17 protein-coding genes are annotated in these 20055 nt (G+C 60.4%); 2 read left to right on the top strand and 15 right to left on the bottom strand.

Annotated features, from left to right (window positions below; all coding sequences use genetic code 11):
• Positions 1–18: 18 nt before the first annotated feature.
• The 9 genes from LOY43_RS14575 to LOY43_RS14535 all read right to left on the bottom strand — a co-directional run bounded on the left by LOY43_RS14575 (position 19) and on the right by LOY43_RS14535 (position 9118).
• On the bottom strand, positions 19–2424 hold the full coding sequence (locus tag LOY43_RS14575) for a glucose/quinate/shikimate family membrane-bound PQQ-dependent dehydrogenase (RefSeq protein ID WP_220556216.1): 2406 nt from the start codon (positions 2422–2424) through the stop codon (positions 19–21).
• A 325-nt stretch (positions 2425–2749) separates the two neighbouring features.
• Positions 2750–3055, bottom strand: a complete 306-nt coding sequence (locus tag LOY43_RS14570) for a DUF6482 family protein (RefSeq protein WP_034154117.1) — start codon at positions 3053–3055, stop codon at positions 2750–2752.
• Positions 3056–3069: 14 nt separating this feature from the next.
• Complete coding sequence (locus tag LOY43_RS14565; RefSeq protein WP_258708244.1) at positions 3070–3780, bottom strand: SDR family NAD(P)-dependent oxidoreductase; 711 nt, start codon at positions 3778–3780, stop codon at positions 3070–3072.
• Positions 3777–4319, bottom strand: coding sequence for a DUF3833 domain-containing protein (locus LOY43_RS14560; protein WP_093431483.1), 543 nt, complete (start codon positions 4317–4319; stop codon positions 3777–3779). Before LOY43_RS14560 ends, LOY43_RS14565 begins: the two co-directional genes overlap by 4 nt.
• 81 nt (positions 4320–4400) lie before the next feature.
• Entirely contained in the window at positions 4401–4958 is a 558-nt protein-coding gene (folE, locus tag LOY43_RS14555; RefSeq protein WP_034154114.1) for a GTP cyclohydrolase I FolE, read from the bottom strand.
• A gap of 315 nt (positions 4959–5273) precedes the next feature.
• Positions 5274–6176, bottom strand: a complete 903-nt coding sequence (locus LOY43_RS14550) for a bestrophin family protein (protein WP_095049020.1) — start codon at positions 6174–6176, stop codon at positions 5274–5276.
• Between the two features lie 116 nt (positions 6177–6292).
• On the bottom strand, positions 6293–7105 hold the full coding sequence (locus LOY43_RS14545) for a DUF1206 domain-containing protein (RefSeq protein WP_034154112.1): 813 nt from the start codon (positions 7103–7105) through the stop codon (positions 6293–6295).
• Positions 7106–7223: 118 nt separating this feature from the next.
• A complete protein-coding gene (locus tag LOY43_RS14540) occupies positions 7224–8222 on the bottom strand; it encodes an NADP-dependent oxidoreductase (RefSeq protein WP_220558870.1) in 999 nt (332 codons plus the stop codon).
• 107 nt (positions 8223–8329) lie between these two features.
• Positions 8330–9118, bottom strand: coding sequence for an SDR family oxidoreductase (locus LOY43_RS14535; protein ID WP_034154110.1), 789 nt, complete (start codon positions 9116–9118; stop codon positions 8330–8332).
• Between the two features lie 223 nt (positions 9119–9341).
• Here LOY43_RS14535 and LOY43_RS14530 point away from each other — a divergent pair, with 223 nt between their 5' ends.
• Complete coding sequence (locus LOY43_RS14530) at positions 9342–9929, top strand: TetR family transcriptional regulator (RefSeq protein WP_258708243.1); 588 nt, start codon at positions 9342–9344, stop codon at positions 9927–9929.
• A 9-nt stretch (positions 9930–9938) separates the two neighbouring features.
• Here LOY43_RS14530 and LOY43_RS14525 read toward each other — a convergent pair whose 3' ends face one another.
• From LOY43_RS14525 to LOY43_RS14505, 5 genes are all read right to left on the bottom strand, one after another.
• Positions 9939–10943 (bottom strand): XdhC family protein, encoded by a 1005-nt coding sequence (locus LOY43_RS14525; protein ID WP_095126014.1) that lies wholly within the window; start codon positions 10941–10943, stop codon positions 9939–9941.
• Positions 10944–10955: 12 nt separating this feature from the next.
• A complete protein-coding gene (locus LOY43_RS14520; protein WP_095049016.1) occupies positions 10956–12308 on the bottom strand; it encodes a cytochrome c in 1353 nt (450 codons plus the stop codon).
• A gap of 17 nt (positions 12309–12325) precedes the next feature.
• Positions 12326–14578: a molybdopterin cofactor-binding domain-containing protein gene (locus LOY43_RS14515; RefSeq protein ID WP_220556212.1), complete on the bottom strand. Its 2253-nt coding sequence runs from the start codon at positions 14576–14578 to the stop codon at positions 12326–12328.
• Entirely contained in the window at positions 14578–15033 is a 456-nt protein-coding gene (locus LOY43_RS14510) for a (2Fe-2S)-binding protein (protein ID WP_007955170.1), read from the bottom strand. Before LOY43_RS14510 ends, LOY43_RS14515 begins: the two co-directional genes overlap by 1 nt.
• 77 nt (positions 15034–15110) lie before the next feature.
• Entirely contained in the window at positions 15111–16043 is a 933-nt protein-coding gene (locus tag LOY43_RS14505; RefSeq protein WP_258708242.1) for an AraC family transcriptional regulator, read from the bottom strand.
• A 229-nt stretch (positions 16044–16272) separates the two neighbouring features.
• On the opposite strand from LOY43_RS14505, the gene LOY43_RS14500 reads away from it, so the two are divergent.
• Positions 16273–17487, top strand: a complete 1215-nt coding sequence (locus tag LOY43_RS14500; protein ID WP_258708241.1) for an MFS transporter — start codon at positions 16273–16275, stop codon at positions 17485–17487.
• A gap of 172 nt (positions 17488–17659) precedes the next feature.
• Here LOY43_RS14500 and LOY43_RS14495 read toward each other — a convergent pair whose 3' ends face one another.
• Positions 17660–20050, bottom strand: a complete 2391-nt coding sequence (locus LOY43_RS14495) for a TonB-dependent siderophore receptor (protein WP_220556211.1) — start codon at positions 20048–20050, stop codon at positions 17660–17662.
• Positions 20051–20055 lie beyond the last annotated feature (5 nt).

Genomic DNA, 20055 nt, shown 5'->3' with positions numbered 1-20055 from the left:
TTACGTGAACACCGTGGTTTACGGCAGGGCGTAAGCCATCACGTAGTCGCCGCGATCGGTTGACTGACGCGCACCACCGGCGGTGATGACGATGTATTGCTTGCCGGTTTTCGGCGAAACATAGGTCATCGGGCCACCTTGGCTGCCGACTGGCAGACGTGCTTTCCAGACTTCTTCGCCGTTGCCGCTGTTGAACGCGCGCAGGTAGAAGTCCTGGGTGCCGGCGATAAAGATCAGGCCACCCTGGGTCGACAGGGTGCCGCCGAGCGTTGGCAGACCAATCTTGATCGGCAGGTGCATGCGGATGCCCAGTGGACCGGTGTCTTCAACGGTACCGACCGGAACCTGCCAGGCGACTTTCTGGGTTTTCATGTCGATCGCAGTCAGCGTGCCGAACGGTGGTGCCTGGCACGGAATGCCGGCTACCGACAGGAAGCGGTTTTTGTTCACGGCGTACGGCGTACCTTTCAGCGGCACGGCGCCCATACCCGTGTTCAGCGCTTCGCCGCCACCAGCAGCCTGGCCTTTGTTCTGCGACGGGATCATCTGAATCCACAGGCCCAGACGCATGTCGTTGACGAAGATAAAGCCGTGTACCGGGTCAGTGGAGATGCTGCCCCAGTTCATGCCGCCCAGCGAACCCGGGAAACTCAGCGATTTATCGGTGCCCGGCGCGGTGTACAGGCCGTCGTAGCGCATGCCTTTGAAATCGATACGGCAGAGCAACTGATCGTACGGAGTAGCGCCCCACATGTCCGATTCGGTGAGGTGCTGTGCGCCGATTTGCGGCATGCCCAGCGATTTCGGCTGGGTTGGCGAGTACGGTTCGTTCGGGATGTTTGCCGCTTTGACTGGTACTTCTTTAACGTCGGTCAGCGGTTTGCCGGTGGCGCGGTCGAGCACGTAGATCTGGCCGGCCTTGGTGCCGATGACCACTGCTGGTACGGTTTTGCCGTCCTTGGTGAAGTCGATCAGGCTTGGCTGCATCGGCAGGTCGAAGTCCCACAGATCGTTGTGCACGGTCTGGAACACCCAACGCTCTTCACCGCTGGTGGCGTCCAGCGCGAGGATCGAAGCGCCGTAGGTGTGATCGAGTTTGCTGCGCTCGACACCGTAGATGTCGGTGGACGAACTGCCCATCGGCAGGAACACGGTGTTGGTCGCCGGGTCGTAGGACATCGGTGCCCAGCTGTTCGGCGTGCTGCGCACATAGGTGCTGCCGTCTGCCGGCGCCTTTTTATCCTGCGGGTTGCCCGGGTCGAAGGCCCAGCGCATGGCGCCAGTCATCACGTCAAAGCCACGGATCACGCCGCCGGGCATGTCGGTCTGCACGTTGTCAGCCACGCGACCGCCAACCACCACGGTGGTGCCGGCCATCAGCGGAGCGGAAGACAACTGATAGTAGCTGTCCGGGACATCACCCAGACCGGCCTTCAGATCGACCTGGCCATTGTTGCCGAAACCCTGGCAGAACTCGCCAGTGTCAGCATCAACCGCGATCAAACGGGCATCGATGGTGTTGGTCAGCAGACGGCGCTGGCAGTTGGCGGCCGGCGCTGGTTTGGCTTCGATGATTTTCGAATTGGCTGGCTGAGCAATGGCAGCGCTGGCGTCGAAGTAGGCCATGCCACGGCAACGCTGCCAAACTTTCGACTGGGCGTTGATCGCGTTCTTCCACAGCTCTTTACCGGTGTCGGCATCAAGGGCGATCAGGTTGTTGTGCGGGGTGCAAATGAACACCTTGTTGCCAACCTGCAGCGGAGTGAGCTGGTCTTCAGCGCCATTGCCATCGCTCTCGGCGACGTCACCGGTGTGGTAGGTCCACGCGACTTTCAGTTTGTCGACGTTGGCGCGATTGATCTGATCCAGCGCGGCGAAGCGGCTGCCACCTTCGGTATTACCGTAGTGCGCCCAGTCCTTTTGCGCCTTGTCCGGCTCGACCGGGGTCAGGCCCGGGCCAGTGCCGGTGGCGGCAACGGTCGGGTGCGCGACGAACATGTTGCCAGCCGCCACGGCCACGCCGACCGCCAGCACCGCAGCCACGGCGTAAGCGCCGCGACCTGCAACACTGCCGTTGGCACGCTTGAGCAGAGGATAAACCAGCGTCACGACCAGGCCGATCACGCTGAACATGAACAGGCGCGAGAACACCGGCCAGAACACCAGCCCGGCATCGCTCACTGCCCAAATCGCTGTTCCAACCAGAAACGCGGCAAACAACCAGGCACCGGCTGGCTTGTAGCGCGCGATCAGCAGACCGGAAACGGCCATGACCAAGCCACCCACCAGGAAGTACCACGAGCCTCCCAGGCTGACCAACTTCACGCCGCCCGCAGCCAGCGCCAAGCCGAGCAGGGCGATGACGACGCCCAGCCCGACCAGAATGAATTTTGATATGCCCGAGAGGCGTTGACTCTGCTTCACGTTGAATGTCCCGTTGAAATGAGGAGGGCATTATATAGTTAGGTAACTACCTAGTTAAATCACTAATTCAGTAATAAAGTGTTGTTGGATTTTTGATAACCCGCTTGGGCCGTAAATAGCGCTCTAACAGGCTTCAGCAGAGCTTTTGAAAACCTGCAAAAGACGCCGTTTTGTCAGAAAAAATCATGGTTATGACAGCATTTCTATTTTGCTGTTTTCAGTCAGCCAACAACGTTCAACTGACGCACGGCCCTAAAACCAGCTTAGCGGGTACGCGACAAATGGCGCGGCCCCGCTCGTTACCAGTTGATGTGCGTGGTTCGACTCATACGGGCGTAGTGAGCGAAAACGGAATGCGCAGCTCTTCGACAGGCCCTGAATCGCGCCCGCACATTTCGTCGTGCACGCATTGCTGCACCAGTACGCAGGGAAAGGCCGGCACGGTCTGTAGCAAGTCCCGCAGGTGGGTGATCGAACGCAGGTGCATCGGCTTGGCCGCGTCATCCAGCAGGGTGAACTGGCCGTGATCCAGGCGGATCCGCGCCAGATAAAAACCACCTTCGAGCGACAGCAGCTCCAGTTCACGTATTTCACTGTTGGCCGCACGTTCGGTGAGGGCTTGCAGGTTCATGCTTCACTCCTTGCCTACCAGGGTAGGCGTTCTCCATCGTAGGCAAAGAAATGGCCGCTGTCGGCCGGCGTCAACTGGTCTATCAAGGTCAGTAACTGTTCAGCGGCAACGTCTGCCGGACGGGCGCTGGAGGCGCCGCGAAAAGGTTGCGACAACCCCGACACCACCGTGCCTGGGTGCAGACTGAGCAAGCGACTCTGCGGGCGCGTGCGTGCCAGTTCGATGGCGGCGGTCTTGATCAGCATGTTCAGCGCAGCCTTGGAGGCGCGGTAGGCGTACCAGCCGCCCAATCGGTTGTCGCCAATGCTCCCGACCTTGGCCGAAAGCATCGCCATCGCTCCCCGAGGATCGAGCAGTGGCAGGAAATGGCGCAACACCAATGCCGGTCCCAGCGTGTTCACTTGAAACACGGTTTGCAGCGCCTCCGGATCGATTGCGCTGAAGCTTTTTTCCGGTTTGATCCCTTCGCGATGGAGCAGACCGGCCGCGTGGATGATCAGTTGATACGGCGCTTCGCCTGCCAGTTCGGTGGCGGCACTGGCAATCGTTTCGGGCCGTTCAAGGTCGAGCGCGGGGAGCGTACGGCGCCCCAGCGCGCGAACGCCGGCACAGCGCGGATCCTGTTTCAGCCGTTGGCAAAAGGCTGTGCCGAGGGCGCCACTGGCGCCGATCACCAGCGCGCGATAACCGTCGCCGAGCGAGGCCAGGGTCAATGCGCGGTTCATTCGCTGACTCCGGCACCCTGGCGACGGAAGAACAATGTCACCTGTCCGACCTCTACGCCGAATTTGGACATGCTGGTGCGGTTAATCAACGTGTCCTCGTCCATCAAGTACATCCAGTCGTCCATGCTCATTTCGTAAGTCGAGTCATCGACCGGCAGGTTCAGGCGATAACGCCAGTGCAACGTGTTGCCCGCGACCTGGCCCTCGGCGACACCCACCACGTCAGCCGCGCGACCGCTCCAACGCCCCTGGCCTTCAGGCGTGAGGGTCCAGACGCGGCGTTGGCGGGTGCCGTCGCTGTACAGGAAGCGCTCGTCGAGAATCAGGTTGTTGCCCTCACGCCGGCTGACGATGTTGACCTCAAAACGCTTGGCCACCTCACCGCTGCGCTTCTGAAACATCCCCCAGGCTTTGACGGGCTGGCTGAAAAAGCGCTGCAGGTCCAAGGCCGGTTGTTGCTCGGCATAACGGGCAACATCCACGCTGCCGCAGCTTGCGACGCTGAGTGCCAGTGTCAGTAACAGCAGAAATCGGGTCATTGCCTAACTCCCTGAAACGCACGAGTGAAGAGGGTGAGATTCGAACTATCGGCTTGTACAGTGACTGTCCCCTGTATAGCTTTATCGACGTCCGATCAGTTGCAGGAACTCCTGCCGTGTCGTCGAACTATCCCGGAAAGCCCCCAGCATCACGGAGGAGGTCATGACCGAATTCTGCTTCTCAACGCCGCGCATCATCATGCACATGTGCCGCGCTTCAATGACCACCGCCACACCGGCGGCATCGGTGATCTGCTGAATGGCGTCGGCAATCTGCCGCGTGAGGTTTTCCTGGATCTGCAGGCGCCGCGCGAACATGTCTACCACCCGCGCGACCTTCGACAGCCCCAGGACCCGGCCTGTGGGGATGTACGCGACATGTGCCTTGCCGATAAAGGGCAGCATGTGGTGCTCGCACAAGGAATACAGCTCGATGTCGCTGACGATCACCATTTCATCGCTCTGCGACTCGAACAGGGCACCGTTGGTGACGTCTTCCAGGCTCATCGTGTAGCCATTGCACAGATACTGCATCGCTTTGGCGGCGCGCTGGGGTGTGTCCAACAGTCCTTCGCGCTCGGGGTTTTCACCGACGCCGACGAGAATTTCACGGTAATGGCTGGCTAATAGTGGGTTCATTCAAGGTGCTCGCGGCAGTGCTGTGCGTGAGGCCAATCCATAGCGAAAGAGTTGTACGCAATGAAGTGCTTTGTATAGGTTTTATTGAAGATAGGCTGAAAAAAATCACCTGACAATGAATCGGCAATCTTTTTTATGCAGATGCGAAAACCTCACATCGCAAAATGTGAGGTGGCGCGAGGAGCGGGAAGGGGGGGGATGACAGTGAGCGCTACGGCAGAAGCAGGAGCACGGGGCACAACCGAGCGATGTCGTGCGGCGTTCTGATTGATTTGGAAACCGTCAGACATCCTGACGGTTCCCGATTGCCGCACCTCAAGCGTTCTCTGCAAGCCTGCGCACGTCACCCAGGGAGTCACGCTGCATCGACTGCAGGTTCTTCTCGATGGTTTCGCACAGCGCTTCCATCTGAATCTGATGCTCGCTGTGGCGAAACGGGCTTTGCAGATCGGTGCCGATGCGCTCGATGGCCAGCAGCATAAAGCCCACCACGGTCGACGCCAGCGGCGTGAACCAGCCCAGGGATTCCACTAGTCCGATCGGTACGATCAGGCAGAACAGCGAAATAAACAGCCGCGGAAAATACACATAAGGGTAGGGCAGCGGCGTATTCGCAATCCGCTCCATGCCACCCTGGCTGTTGGACAAGTCCACCAGCGTCGATTCCAGCCGCGCCAAGCGAATGCTGTCGAGGCGCCCGGCCTTGTATTCCCGCGCGAGCAAAGTCGCCGAGCCGGTGAGGATGTCGTTGGCAAAGTTATTGGTGGTGCCGCTGCGGGCGAACTCCTCGGCGGGAATGAACGCGCGGACTTCCTCAGGGCAAGGCTGGCCTTGCAAATGCGCTGCGAGGCAATTCACATAGGCGACGTGGCGGCGTAATAGAGTCGACTTGACCGGATTGACCTCGTTGTCAGCGTCATCCAGCAACGTCAGCACCTGCCGGGCGAAACTGCGCGAATTGTTGATCATCGAACCCCACAGCGTGCGTGCTTCCCACCAGCGGTTGTAGGCGCTGCTGTTGCGGAAACTGATCAACACAATCAACGCCGAACCCAATAAAGTCAGGGGCATGAGGGGTAAATTCAGCTTGGTGTTGAGAAACAACATGAAGTCGACAGTGACAGCGATGTCCCAGAGCAACAGCCAGAACAAGGCCCAGCCGACGTAGCCCAGCGTTTTGATGATCAATCGGTATTTTCTGACGATGGCAGCTTTCAAACGGAAACCTCGTGGCGAGCGGTAAGCGTTAACGCTTTAGCTCGGACGCTGTTTTCGGGGGAAAGGTTCGCTCATCGATGCAGCGCCCGAGTGATCATCGGCAAAGACGTTACACGCTATGTGCTCGATACGCCTGGCACATCCATATTGATCTTGCGCCAGCAAGCTTCCGACAGACTGTAGACCGAGAACGCCATCAGCCCCAGGGCTATTACCATCAAGATCAGCCAGCCAGCGGGTAGATTCTGCAGCGCATCGAGCGCTTCCTTCATACCCGGGGGATCCATGGCCTGATAGGTAGAGCCGCTGATTGCCAGGAGCAATGCGATCTCGATAAACACGACGCCGCGCGCGATCAGGCCAAACCGCGAGACCGGGCGGACGTAGCGCATGACCTCTTCGTCGGCCTCGAAATACTTCTCGAACGACGCTTTCCAGCCCTTGATGATGTGAGCAATGCCTACACCGAGCGGCACGAGGGCGATCAGGTACACCAGCCAGTTCGAATGTTCCCAGGACAGAAGATTCGCCAGCCAGTCTTTGGTTTGTCCTGCGGAATTGCCCGAGCTTTTAATCCCGCTGATGAGCAGGCCCAATGCAAAGAACGCCAGAGCACCGTTGACCAGACCTCCCACAAACAACCCTGTGCGGATCACCAGACCTTTGAGTTTTGTGCCGTGATGATCGACATCACGCGTTGCCTGCAGGACACGCCAGGCGGCAAATGCGAGCAGTCCCGCCACGACAAGTCCAACCAGAAAATAGCCGAATGGCTGGCCTAACAAGGCTTCCAGACTCTTGTGGCTGTCCTTCGGTTTAGTCGAATCCTGGGCTGCCAGCAACGCAAAGATACCGATGATCAGATAAAGCATTCCTCGGGCGGCATAGCCTCCCCGAGCGAGGAGGACGAGGTTGCGTTGCGCGGACATGGGGGTATTCCTGAGAGGTTATAAGAGAGCAGACCCTTCTTGCCGGGAGGGGTTCTATGACCTGTCGAAGAACGCCGTGAGCGGATTTCCATAGATGACTCAGCAATAGCCGGAATCGTCATTTGATCGAAACAACGACCTTGCCCTTGGCGCGTCCCTGCTCGACGTATTTCAACGCCTCTGCTGTAGATTCAAAGGGGAACGTTCGATCAATCACCGGTTTGATGATGCCGGCCTCGACCAGTGCGCTGATCTGCTGCAGTTGGGCGCCGTTGGCGCGCATGAACACGAATGCGTAATTGACGTCCTGCTTGCGTGCCTTGCGCCGAATGCCGAGGCTCAACAGGCGCATGACCTGCTGCAAGGGCCAGGACAAACCTTGCTCCTGTGCGAATTGCGCGGTGGGTGGCCCAGAGATGGAAATCAGCTGGCCACCGGGCTTGAGCACCTTGATTGACTTCTCCAGGACATCAGAACCGAGGCTGTTCAACACCACGTCGTAGTCGTGCAAGACACTTTCGAAGTTCTGCTGTTTGTAATCGATCACCACGTCAGCCCCTAGCGCCTTGACCCATTCGACATTCGCGGTGCTGGTGGTTGTGGCGACAAAGGCACCGAGGTGTTTGGCAAGCTGAATGGCAACGGTGCCGACGCCGCCGGAGCCGGCGTGAATCAGTACTTTCTGGCCTTTTTTCAGCTGGGCGGTTTCGACCAGCACTTGCCAGGCGGTCAGTGCCACCAAGGGCAGGGAAGCAGCCTGTGCCATGTCGGTATTGGCCGGTTTGAGGGCAATCGCATTTTCGTTCACGGCGATCAACTCAGCGAAGGTGCCGATTCGTGCTTCGGGTGGGCGAGCGTACACCTCGTCTCCCGGTTTGAAGCGTGTCACTTGCGTGCCGACTTCAGTCACCACGCCTGCCAGATCGTTGCCCAGAATCAATGGAAACGCGTAGGGGAGGATCAACTTGAATTCGCCGGTGCTGATCTTCGAGTCCAGCACGTTGACGCTGCTGGCATGGACCTCGATCAAGACGTCGTGAGAACCCACTGCCGGGAACGGCGCTTCGCCGATGCGCCCGGGGTGTTTGCCATAGCGATCAATCAAAAAAGCTTTCATCGAGGTGCGGCTCTTGTCGGTGTACGGATGGTAGTCGGTGCGTTGCGGATTCGATGCAGTGCCTTGTGACTGCATCGAATCCGCAACGCATGCTCGCTAGCTGAGGATCACTCTGGCGTCTGGTAGCGCTGGGCAACCTCAGATTGGCGGATTTGCCCGATCAGGCCCAGCCGTGCGCCCTGCAAGGCATCCCAGCGCTCTGCTTCGTGCAGCGGCGGAATGGTCACCGGTTCGCGACGATCGAAGCCGACGAGCGCAGCATCCACCAGATCACCCACCTCCATGATTTCGCTCAAGGTGTTGATGTCGACGCCGGAGCGATCCCAGATTTCCGTGCGTGTGGCGGCCGGCAACACGGCCTGCACGTAGACACCCTGAGGCGACAGTTCCAGGCTCAGTCCTTGGGACAGGAACAATACAAACGCCTTGGTCGCGCCGTAGACCGTCATGCCGAACTCCGGTGCGAGGCCAACTACCGAACCGATGTTGATGATCGCACCGTCACCGGCCTTGGCCAGGCGTGGAGCGATGGCGCTGGCAAGCCGCACTAGTGCGGTGGTGTTGAGGGCGACCAGTTGCGCCACTTTGTCGGTGCTTTGCTCGACGAAATGGCCGGACAGCGCCGCGCCGGCGTTATTGACGAGGACGCCGATACGGGCATCGTCGCGCAGGCGGTTTTCAACAGTGGTCAGATCGCCGGGTTGGGTCAGGTCCGCCGGGATCACATCGACGGCGACGTCATGCTCGCTGCGCAAGCGCGCAGCCAGTGCATCCAGGCGCGCCTGATCGCGGGCGACCAGCACCAGATCGTGGCCGCGTTGCGCAAAGCGTTCGGCGTAGACCGCGCCGATGCCGGTGGAGGCGCCAGTGATCAGAACAGTAGGGCGAGTGCTCATGGTTTATCTCTCTTTGAGGGTGTGAGAAGCAGAACGCGCTCAGCTTGCGCTGATGCTCGATTCAGCCAGCGGCGATTGAGGTTGTTCCGTGCCCGTTGATGAAGATCGATGGTGCGAGCAATTAGGATGATGATCTAAATCTAAACTGTCAATGGTTTTGATTATGGCCAACATCTATGTATCATCGGACGCAGGATTTCCCCGGAAACACGAGGTATTGCACGTGAGAGTGACCAAGGCCCAGGCGCAGGCCAATCGAGAACACATCGTTGAAACCGCCTCAGAGCTGTTCCGTGAGCGCGGCTTTGACGGCGTCGGCGTGGCGGACCTCATGGCGGCCGCCGGTTTCACCCATGGTGGTTTCTATAAACATTTCGGGTCGAAGGCCGACCTGATGGCCGAAGCCTCGGCGTGCAGTCTGGCCAAATCGCTGACAGCCGCCCAAGCGCTGGATGTTCCGGGCTTCATCAACGTCTATGTGAACAGAGAACATCGCGACGGACGCGGCGACGGTTGCACCATGGCCGCGTTGGGCGGCGACGCGGCGCGTCAGTCGGATGAGGTGAAAGCGACGTTTGCCGAGGGCATTGAGCACACCCTGCAAACCCTGGGCGAGAAATACCCGAGCGGGCCGGATGCCGAGGCGGGTGAGGGGCGCAAGCAGATGATCGACCTGCTGTCGCGGGCCGTCGGCGCGATTATCCTGTCGCGTGCCTGCCCGGATGATTCCGCGCTGGCAGACGAGATTCTTGAGGTATGCCGCGCAGAAATGCTCGCTTCGTTGCCTGCCGATAACGCCGTCGCAGAGTAGCAGCGCGGCTCATTCGGCGAGCGCTTTGGCCCTGACGATGGAGAACGCTTGCGGCAGTTGGGCGCCATTCTTCGCCGCAAGAATCTCGGCCATCACGCTGACGGCGATTTCCGCAGGTGTCTTGCTGCCAATGTACAGGCCGATCGGCCCGTGTAGACGCGCAAGCGACGCCTCGGTCTCGCCAAAATGCTCGATCAGGCGTTCGCGACGCAGCTGGCTGTTGCGCCGCGAGCCGATGGCGCCGATATAGAACGCCGGGCCGTGGAGCGCTTCGAGCAAGGCCAGATCGTCGAGTTTGGGATCATGACTCAAGGCGACGATGCAGGTGCGCAGATCGACCGCGAAGTCGCGGACCACGTCGTCCGGCATGCCGACAATGCGCTCCACACCGTCTACCGCCCAAGTCTCGATGTACTCGGGACGCGGATCGCACACCGCCACCTTGAAACCGTTGAACAAGGCCATGGTCGCCAGATACTCGGCCAGCGCGCCGGCACCGATCATCAGCATTCGATAGCCCGGCCCCAAGGTGTTGAGCATCTGCACGCCATCGAAGCTGAACTGTTCCGGCGTTGCGGTCGGTTCGAGCATCACCTGACCAGACTCCAACGCCAGACGACGGCGAACGAGTTGCCCGGCGTCCAGTTGCGTCAGCAGTTCATCGAGCGACTGCCACGCCGGGTTGAACTCAAGGATCAGTTCAAGCGTGCCACCGCACGGCAAGCCAAAGCGATGCGCTTCATCGGCGCTGACGCCATAGCGCACCACTTGCGGCGCGCTGTCGCTAAAAGCGCTGCCGCCATGGGCCGTGGTATAGCGATGGATCAGATCGTCCTCGATGCAGCCGCCGGACACACTGCCCACCACGCGACCATCGTCACGCAAAGCCATCATCGAACCGGTCGGACGCGGTGAAGAACCCCAGGTGCGCGCCACCGTGGCGAGCAATACACGCTCGCCAGCGGCAAGCCAGTCCCGCGCTGTGCGCAGGACCAGCAAGTCGATGCTTTCCATCAGTGTCTCCTCTTAGCGCATCTGCAGAATGATCGGGCTGCTGCTGGCCGGATCGGTGTGTTCACGCAGTTTGCCCACCGTCTGCGCATCAACCGCAGTGCTTTGGTTGCCCCAGGTGCTGCGCATGAAGGTCAGCACTTCGGCGATCTGCTGATCCGACAGCTGTTCACGGAAGGCCGGCATGCGATAGGCATCCGGCACGCCAGCCGCGACGACACGCTGCGAGCCATTGAGGGTGATGTTGATCGCCGAGGCGCTTTCCTTGGCCAGTGCAGAAGTCGCGCCGGCCAGCGGCGGCATCCATTCGGACTGGCCCTTGCCGTCCAGACCATGGCAGGAAGCACAGCGCGTCACGTAGGTATGAGCACCGGGCGAGTCGAGACGCTCCGCCGCCGAAACGGCTTGATACTGCCAAGGCTCGCCATCGCGCTGGCGGTCGCCAGGCAAGGACTTCAGGTAGTGGGCAATCGCGGTCAGATCGTCATCGGTCATGAACTGCGTGGAGTTGTTGAATGCTTCGGTCATCGAGCCGTAGACCACCGCATGTTTGTTGCGACCGGTCTTGAGGAACTGGACGATCTCCGGTTCGCTCCAGCGGCCCAGCCCGGTGTTGTGATCATCACGCAGGCTCGGTGCGTACCAGCCATCGAGCAAAGCGCCAGCGAGGTATGGCTTACCGGCCTCATCCAGTGCCTTTTCGTTGAACGCCAAACCGCGCGGCGTGTGGCAACTGCCGCAATGCCCGGCGCCTTGAACGAGGTAAGCGCCACGGTTCCACTGTTCATCCTGCGAAGGTTTCGCCGCATAAGGCTCGGCGTCGACAAACACGCCATTCCACAGCGCAATCGGCCAGCGCAGGTTCAGTGGAAACGGAATCGCACTGGGGATGTTCGCCTGTTTCACCGGCGCCACGCCTTTCATGAAGAACGCATACAACGCTCGTACGTCGTCATCACTGAGTTTGGCGTAGGACGGGTAGGGCATCGCCGGATACAACCGGCGACTGTCGGGCGCCACGCCGTGGCGTACCGCCCGGTCGAAGTCCGCCAGGCTGTAGTGGCCAATGCCGGTTTCCGTGTCCGGGGTGATATTGGTCGCATGGATTGAGCCCAGCGGTGTGGCCATTTCCAGGCCGCCGGCGAACGGCGCACCGCCCGGCACGCTGTGACAGGCCACGCAATCGCTGAGTCGGGCGACGTATTCGCCACGGGCGACCAGTGCCGGATCGATGTCAGCAACGGCGATCTGATGGGTTTCCAGGCGCGAGACAGGCTCGCGAGTGACATACCAGGCCAGCAGGCCTGCCGCGACCAGGCACGGCACTGCCAGCCAGCCAGCGGTTCTTGCGAATCGGCTGTTATTCATGGACGCTCCGGCGCTGATCAAGTGAAGGTGTGTCGGCTCATGGGCAGGCTGCGCACCCGCTGACCGGTTAGCCTTGCCACCGCGTTAGCGACGGCGGGCGCGACCGCAGGCAGCGGCGGTTCACCGATGCCACCCATTTTTTCGCCACTCTCGACCACACGCACATGGACCCGAGCCATCCGCGCAGGCGGCAGGATCGGATACAAGTCGTAGTTGCGCGCCCGGGGTTTGCCATCAATCCACACGGCTTCTTCCACCAGGGTTTGCGACAGCCCCAGCGCCACGGCGCCATTGACCTGAGCCTCGACGATCGCTGGGTTGACGATGCTGCCCGGGTCAATCGCTTGCCAGATATCGTGCACCTTGACTTGGCCGTTCTCGATGGACACCTCGGCGATCACCGCGGTCTCCGTACCGAACGGCGAAGCCATGGCCACGCCGCGCGCACGTTTGCTGCCATCCTCGGCGGTAAACGGCCCGCGCTTCCAGCCTCCGGATAGCTCACCCACCGCTTGCAGCAGAGTGGTCAAGCGCTTGTTGTCGCGTAACAGATGCAGGCGCAAATCGAACGGGTCTTTGCCGCCCTTGTCGGCCAGTTCGTCGAGGAACGATTCATAGAAGAAGTCGTTGAGCGAATTGCCCACCGAACGCCAGTAACCGAGCATGGCCGGGCCTTTGACGTAGATCTGCGCGATGCGCTTGTTAGGGATCGCGTAGGACTTGCCGGACAAGCCTTCAAGTGCCGTCGGATCAAGCTTCTCACCCTGCTTGCCGGCGAGGGCTTCGGTCGGGCCTTCGGTGGCACTGATCGCTTCGATTGCCAGCGGCCAGCCGTCGCTGTCCAGTGCGGCACGGAAATTCACTGCGGCAACGGGACGAAGCACGTCACGCAGGAACTCTTCTTCGCGACTCCAGATCAGTTTGACCGGGCGGCCAACCGCTTGCGCCAGCGCGATCGCCTGCGGATAGGGACTGGCCGAATCGTAGAGGAAATGCCGGCCAAAGAACCCGCCCAGCAGCGGCGAATGCAAGGTGATGCGCGAAATATCGAGGCCCGTGCGTTTGGCGATGTCCGCACGGAACATGTCCGGCGCCTGATTCGGCAACCAGACTTCCAGCGAACCGTCCGGGTTGAATCGCGCCAGTGCCGACGGCGGCTCCAACTGCCCGTGGTTCAGGTATTGGTTGTGGTAAGTGGCGTCGATCCGGGTCTTGGTTTCCTTGAGAATCGCCGCCACGTCGCCTTCATGTTCATCATCTTTGGCCGGGCCTTTATCTTCCGCGAGGCGCTTGAACCAGGCATCGCTGGAAAAGTCGGCGGGCATCGGCCGCACTTTGCTGTCGGCCGTTGGCTCTTGCCAGTCGACCTGAATCGCCTCGACCGCACGTTTGGCGTGCCACCAGCGCTCGGCGACTACCGCCACGGCACCCGGCAGACGATGCACGGAATGCACGCCTTTCATTGCCTTGACCTGCTCTTCGTTGCGCAAAGTGCCGACCGTCATGCCCAGGCGCGGGGCATGTTGCACGGCGGCATGGAGCATGTCGTCGACCTTCAGATCGATGCTGTAGAGCGCCTTGCCCGTGGACTTGTCGTAGGCATCGAGGCGCTTCACCGGTTTGCCGATCCAGCGGAACTGGCTCGGATCACGCAGCTTCACGGAGGCCGGATCGGGAACCGGCAGATCCATCGCGCGCTCGGCCAGTTCACCGTAAGCCAGCGAGCGGCCCGACTTGGCGTGCACGACTTTGCCTGGCTCGGTGCTCAACTCGCTCACTGGTACGCCAAGTTGCTGCGCACCCGCCTGCAATAACATGGCGCGGGCAAGGGCGCCGAGGCGGCGCATCACCGGGTAACTCATGCGCACCGACATGCTGCCGCCAGTGATGCGCATGCCGTTTTCCAACACCACATAGGCTTCGCCGGGCGGCGCCGCTTCGACCAGGAAGGTCGCCGGGTCGGCATCCAGTTCTTCACCGACAATCTGCGCCATTGCCGTGAAAGTGCCTTGTCCGCCTTCCATGAACGGGCAGAGCAAACGCACGCGATTGTCCGGACGGATCTCGAGAAACGCCGGGACCTGCGTGCCGCGCTCAGCCGTCGCCGTTGCAACGGCAGCTTGCACGCGTGTCGCACCCAGCGGCAGACCGAATCCGAGAACCAGAGCGCCGACGGCGGTGCCGGTGAGAAAACGTCTGCGCGAAACATTGATCGGTTCGTGCAGATCCAGTACCGAGGCTTGCTGTGAAGGGTCGATACGAACGTTCATCACGCTTCTCCCTTGCCGGCCAGTTCATGCACGGCGGCATGAATCGCGTTGTAAGTACCGCAGCGGCACAGATTGACCATCGCTGCCTCGATCTGCGCATCACTCGGTTTAGGGTTTTGTTTGAGCAGCGCAGTGGCGGCCATCACCTGCCCGGACTGGCAGTAGCCGCACTGCGCGACCTGCAGATCGACCCAAGTCGACACCACCCGTTTGCCCACGTCATCGCTTTCGATCGCCTCAATGGTGGTGACCTCGCGGCCGACCACACCCGCCACCGGTGTGACGCACGAGCGCACGACGTTGCCATCCACCAGCACCGAGCAGGCGCCACATTGCGCCAGTCCGCAGCCGTACTTGGTGCCGGTCATGCCCAGATCATCGCGGATCACCCACAGCAAGGGTGTATCGGCGTCGGCATCGACCTGATAGGTCTTCTGGTTGATTCGTAGTTCCATGATTCACCCGCTGATCATCGGTTGACGTGCATTGTTATGAGCGGTGACGCGCGGCGAGGCTCATCACCGGTTTTCGTTCAATTCGCGACTGTGCCGAGCGCCTCTGCCTCGAATGGCTGACCGCGCAGAAGGGCGATGTCACGACTCGGCGCGGTGCCGAACAGCCGGGCATATTCGCGGCTGAACTGCGAAGGACTTTCATAGCCAACCGCAAACGCCGCCCGCGAAACGTCGAGGCGCTCGACCAGCATCAGCCGGCGGGCCTCGTTCAGCCGCAGCCATTTCTGGTACTGCAACGGACTCATGCCGGTGAGCTGGCGGAAATGATGGTGAAAGGTCGGCGCGCTCATCTGCACCCGCGCGGCCAGATCGTCGATGCGCAGGGCATCGGTGTAGTTGACCTTGAGCCAGTCGATGGCCTTGGCAATGCGGTAACCCTGGCCATCGACGGCCGTGATCTGCCGCAGCCGTGCGCCTTGATCGGTGTGCAGCAGCCGATAGTGGATTTCGCGCAGAATCAGCGGCGCCAGCACGGGGATCGCCTCGGGTTCATCAAGCAATGCCAGCAGGCGATCGAGTGCGCCTTCCAGGGCAGACGACAGACTGCCAATCGCGGCGCCCGTGCCCGTTGCTGGCTGCCGCTTGGCCGGCAAGCCGCTCTTGGTGATGACCTCGGCGAGCATGCTGACATCCAGTTTCAGCACCAGGCCGACACAGGGCTGTGCTGGACTGGCGAGCATCACTTCGGAGTTGGCGGGCAGGTCCAGTGAGGTCACCAGAAACCGCGAAGGGTCGTAGCTGTAACCCTCGCCACCGACCCACAAGCGCTTTTCGCCGCGACCGACGAGAATCAGACTCGGTTCGATCATGCACACAACGGGGGGCGCCGGCTGGTCGCGACGAAACAGCGACAAGCCGGGTATGGCCGTGGCGAAGTCACCCGGCGCGCTCACACGCGGGTCAATGTTCAACGCCAAAGGCGATTCCTGGGGCAGAGGGGTAGGGATCATGTCGGGTCACTCCTGTTGACCGAACTCTAATCCGCGCGCGAGACGTTTCCTATCCATCACCCTGCATCGCCAGAGGATCAGGCAAGCATTCAAGAGGAATGCGCTAGGGAAGGGCCGGATTGACCGGGAGAATGTGTCTATCTGTTACAGGGGCAGTGCCCGAATGGGTTTCAAGCTGCTTGTCCCTGCGCATAACATCCACAGGTTTTTCGCACCACAGGTAGTTCCCATGACGTTTCCTTCTACAGATCCTTCTAAAAGAACCGGCGGCTGGAGCGCTGTGCTGGCCATGTCGCTGGCCGCATTCGCTTTGGTCGCTTCAGAATTCATGCCGGTCAGCCTGCTGACGCCGATTGCAGCCGACCTGCATATCACCGAAGGCCAGGCCGGGCAGGGCATTTCCGTGTCCGGTGCCTTTGCCCTGATCACCAGCCTGCTGATTGCCTCGGTCGCCGCGCGCATCGAACGCAAGAAATTGCTGCTGGGCCTGACCTTGCTGATGATCGTCTCCGGTACGGTCGTCGCGGTCGCGCCGGGTTATCCGTCATTCATGGTTGGGCGTGCGTTGATCGGGATAGCGATTGGGGGTTTCTGGTCACTATCGGCGGCGACTGCAATGCGTCTGGTGAAGCCTGAACAGGTTTCGCGAGCGCTGGCCATCGTCAATGGCGGTAACGCGCTGGCCACCGTAATCGCCGCTCCGGCGGGCAGCTTTCTTGGCTCGCTGATTGGCTGGCGTGGCGCATTCTTCTGTGTGGTTCCGGTCGCGGTGCTTGCCGCCGTGTGGCTGATGATCAGCCTGCCGTCGTTCAAGGCTGAGCGCCAGGCAAATAGCGGCAACGTCCTGCGCCTGATGAAGCAGCCGCCGGTGGCCTTGGGCATGGTCGCCGTCAGCGTCTTTTTCATGGGCCAATTCATGCTGTTCACCTACCTGCGGCCCTTTCTTGAAGGCGTGACGGGCGTCAGTGTCTCAACGTTGTCCTTGATGCTGCTGGGGCTGGGACTGGCCGGTTTTATCGGCACCTTTCTGATCGAACGGTTTATGGGGCGCGGCCTCTACCGCACGTTGACCGTCATCCCGCTGATCATGGCGGCCATCGCGCTGGCGTTGGTCAGCTTCGGCAAATCACCGGTGCTGACCGCCGTGTTGCTCGGCCTCTGGGGACTGGTTGCCACGGCCGCGCCGGTCGGCTGGTGGACATGGCTGGCGCAGACGCTGCCGGATGATGCGGAAGCCGGAGGCGGCTTGCTCGTGGCCATTGTGCAACTGGCGATCGCCGGAGGCGCGATCATTGGTGGTCTGGCTTTTGACCTGAGCGGATACAAAGCCACATTCGAGCTCAGTGCTGCGGTGTTGGTTGTCGCGTCAGTGCTGGCCTGGGTGGCGGGGCGCAATGCCACGGAGGTTCATCTTGTCGAGGCGAATGCGCCGGCGGGAGCTTGATGCCCATCTGAAATTGGGCGAGTGTAGAACGTCAGTTTTCAGCATATGTACTGGCGCAGCTCGTTGACCCAATAAAGCCAGACTTGACCGAGTCTTCGATCGCTAGAATTGACGGTGCCCGCGGTTAAGCGGGCACTGCTTTCTATATGGGAAAAAAGGCCTACACGCCTGCTTACCACTTGTAACTCACTTTGGCGGTAATCTCGCGACCCGGGTTGTAGAAGTTCGCCGTGCCGGAACCGACCACGTGCTGCTCATCGAACAGGTTGCTGAGGTTCACCGCAAGGTCGGTGCCTTTGGCGATCTTGTAGTTGAAGGCGGCGTCGAACAGCGTGGTGCCATCGCTTTTGTCGGAGTTGGCGGCATCGAAGTAATAAGAACCGACGTAGCGCGCCCCCAAGCCAACGCTGACATCAGTCGCGGGCACGTCGTAATAGCTCCAGAGCGAAGCGGAATGCTTGGGTGCCGTGGAGAACTCATTACCCTTCAGCGAACTGCCGTCGTATAACGAACCGCGCAGTACTTCGGACTCCATATAGGAATAACCACCGATCAGGCTGAGGTTCTGCGTCACCTGCGCTTTCGCCTCCAGATCGAGGCCACGCGCCCGCGACTCGCCCACGGTCTGTTGCTCAATGATGCCGCTCGGCAGCACCACAGCGATGGTGACGTTTTCCTGGGTCAGGTCATAAACGGCTGCGGAGAACAGTGCGTCCATCCCCATCGGCGCATACTTCACGCCCACTTCGTACTGCCGGCCCGTCTGCGGGGTGACGCCAACCTGCGGCGGCGAGACCGATTCCACCATGCTGATATAAGTGGACACCTCGTCGTTGACGATATAGGTCAACGCACCTCGGTAGGAGGTTTCGGAGAAAGTGTCTTTCTCTGTGGATTGCAAACCTTTGCTGGTCAGGTCCATCGAGTCGTTGCGCACACCGCCGGTGACGATGAAACGCTCGTAGAACGACAGGTTCTGCTGAAGGAATACGGCCTTGGTGGTCGCGTCTCGCTTGTTGACGGCATACGGCGCGATTGAGCGTGAAACGCCTGTAAACACGGGGTTTGCAATGTCAATCGAGGTCGTCGGGGCGTAGACCGAGCTTTCCTTGGTGGTCGAATCGAGGTACTCCACGCCGACCAGGCTGCTGCTGTCGATGTTCTCGAAGCGGGCATCGTATTGCAGCATCAGATTGCCGTTGAACTGGTCGGCTTCGGTGTCCGTTCCAAACTGATAGCGGTCAACTGTAGTACCGACACGTGCGGCGCTGTCGCTGAGGTAAACGTAGCCAAAATCATCGGTCAACTTGCTGTAACGCAGATTGCTGCGCAGTACGAAGCCGTTGTCGAAGTCATGGGTGACGTTACCGCTGAGACTGGTGCGCTCGACATCGTGAAAGTTGTAGCTGGGCTCGCCATAAAACTTGCTGCGGTCGTATTCCTTGTCCAGCGGATAACCGCCACTGTTGGGCGAACTTTCGGTTTTCAGGTAGTCCAGAATCATCGTCGCCGACGTGTAATCCGTCGGTGCCCAGGTCAGGCCACCCATAAACAACTGGTTATCGTCCTGCGAGTGATCGTACTCGCGGTCGCTGTTTTGGCCTTTGGCAGTAAATCGGCCGGCCAAGGTTTTCTCGTCGTTCAGTGCATCCCCGACATCGATGCCTGTCTCGACATGGTCAAAGGAACCGTAGGTCACATAGCCTTGGCCAAACTGCTCGAATCGCGGCTGTTTGCTCACGAAGTTTACCGAGCCGCCAGGGTCCGCCGGGCCAAACAGGGTGGAGTTGGCGCCACGCAGAATCTCGATGCGCTCATAAGCGAATGGATCTTCGCGTACGCCGCGCATCGAACTCAGGGTCAAGCCGTCACGGTAAGTGGTGGCCTGGAAGCCGCGGATCTGGAAATAGTCATTGCGGTCATCCGTACCGTAGAAGTCAGTGATCACGCCGGGCGTGTATTGCAGCGCCTCTTCTGTGGTGCTGACGCTGCGTTGCTCCATTTCCTTGTTGGTAACAACTGATACCGATGCCGGTGTGTTGAGAATGCTGGTTGCCACCTTGCCGCCAACCCAGAGTTCCTTGGCGACCACCGAGTTGGCATCGTCGTCGGCACTGACCCTGACCTTGGCATTGATGATGAGGGGGGCAAGGCGGTAATCCTCGACATCCGTTGCGTCGAGCTCCAGCGGGCCGGCGGTCTTGGCTTGAGGGATCAGCAAGTAAGCATTCGGGCCTTGCTGTTCGATCTGCAATTGGCTCCCCTGCAGCAACGATGACAGCGCTGCCGACGTATCGAGCGAGCCATTCACGCCGGCAGTGGTGCGGTTCGCAACACTCGACGCGTCGAAGGAAAGACTGATGCCGGCCTCGCGCGCAAAGCGATCAAGCGCCGGCGCCAGTGGGCCGGCAGCGATGTTCCATTGCTTGACTTGATTGCTGTGGTCAGCGCTCGACGTTTGCGCCAGTGATGGCAATGCGTAGCTGCTGACGATCAAACCCAGCATCGCACCCTGCAAGGCACGATTTAATGGATGGCGCTGTGAAACCGGGGACGAACTCATTTTCT

The sequence above is a fragment of the Pseudomonas sp. B21-041 genome (assembly GCF_024748675.1).
GTDB lineage: Bacteria > Pseudomonadota > Gammaproteobacteria > Pseudomonadales > Pseudomonadaceae > Aquipseudomonas > Aquipseudomonas neuropathica.
This window is presented reverse-complemented; position numbering and strand designations above follow the sequence as displayed.

What these genes read in the sequence shown, in the direction of transcription:
- LOY43_RS14570 (WP_034154117.1), bottom strand. Translation starts at nt 3,055, where the DNA reads ATGAACCTGCAAGCCCTCACCGAACGTGCGGCCAACAGTGAAATACGT.
- LOY43_RS14565 (WP_258708244.1), bottom strand. Translation starts at nt 3,780, where the DNA reads ATGAACCGCGCATTGACCCTGGCCTCGCTCGGCGACGGTTATCGCGCG.
- LOY43_RS14560 (WP_093431483.1), bottom strand. Translation starts at nt 4,319, where the DNA reads ATGACCCGATTTCTGCTGTTACTGACACTGGCACTCAGCGTCGCAAGC.
- folE (WP_034154114.1), bottom strand. Translation starts at nt 4,958, where the DNA reads ATGAACCCACTATTAGCCAGCCATTACCGTGAAATTCTCGTCGGCGTC.
- LOY43_RS14545 (WP_034154112.1), bottom strand. Translation starts at nt 7,105, where the DNA reads ATGTCCGCGCAACGCAACCTCGTCCTCCTCGCTCGGGGAGGCTATGCC.
- LOY43_RS14540 (WP_220558870.1), bottom strand. Translation starts at nt 8,222, where the DNA reads ATGAAAGCTTTTTTGATTGATCGCTATGGCAAACACCCCGGGCGCATC.
- LOY43_RS14535 (WP_034154110.1), bottom strand. Translation starts at nt 9,118, where the DNA reads ATGAGCACTCGCCCTACTGTTCTGATCACTGGCGCCTCCACCGGCATC.
- LOY43_RS14525 (WP_095126014.1), bottom strand. Translation starts at nt 10,943, where the DNA reads ATGGAAAGCATCGACTTGCTGGTCCTGCGCACAGCGCGGGACTGGCTT.
- LOY43_RS14520 (WP_095049016.1), bottom strand. Translation starts at nt 12,308, where the DNA reads ATGAATAACAGCCGATTCGCAAGAACCGCTGGCTGGCTGGCAGTGCCG.
- LOY43_RS14515 (WP_220556212.1), bottom strand. Translation starts at nt 14,578, where the DNA reads ATGAACGTTCGTATCGACCCTTCACAGCAAGCCTCGGTACTGGATCTG.
- LOY43_RS14510 (WP_007955170.1), bottom strand. Translation starts at nt 15,033, where the DNA reads ATGGAACTACGAATCAACCAGAAGACCTATCAGGTCGATGCCGACGCC.
- LOY43_RS14505 (WP_258708242.1), bottom strand. Translation starts at nt 16,043, where the DNA reads ATGATCCCTACCCCTCTGCCCCAGGAATCGCCTTTGGCGTTGAACATT.
- LOY43_RS14500 (WP_258708241.1), top strand. Translation starts at nt 16,273, where the DNA reads ATGACGTTTCCTTCTACAGATCCTTCTAAAAGAACCGGCGGCTGGAGC.
- LOY43_RS14495 (WP_220556211.1), bottom strand. Translation starts at nt 20,050, where the DNA reads ATGAGTTCGTCCCCGGTTTCACAGCGCCATCCATTAAATCGTGCCTTG.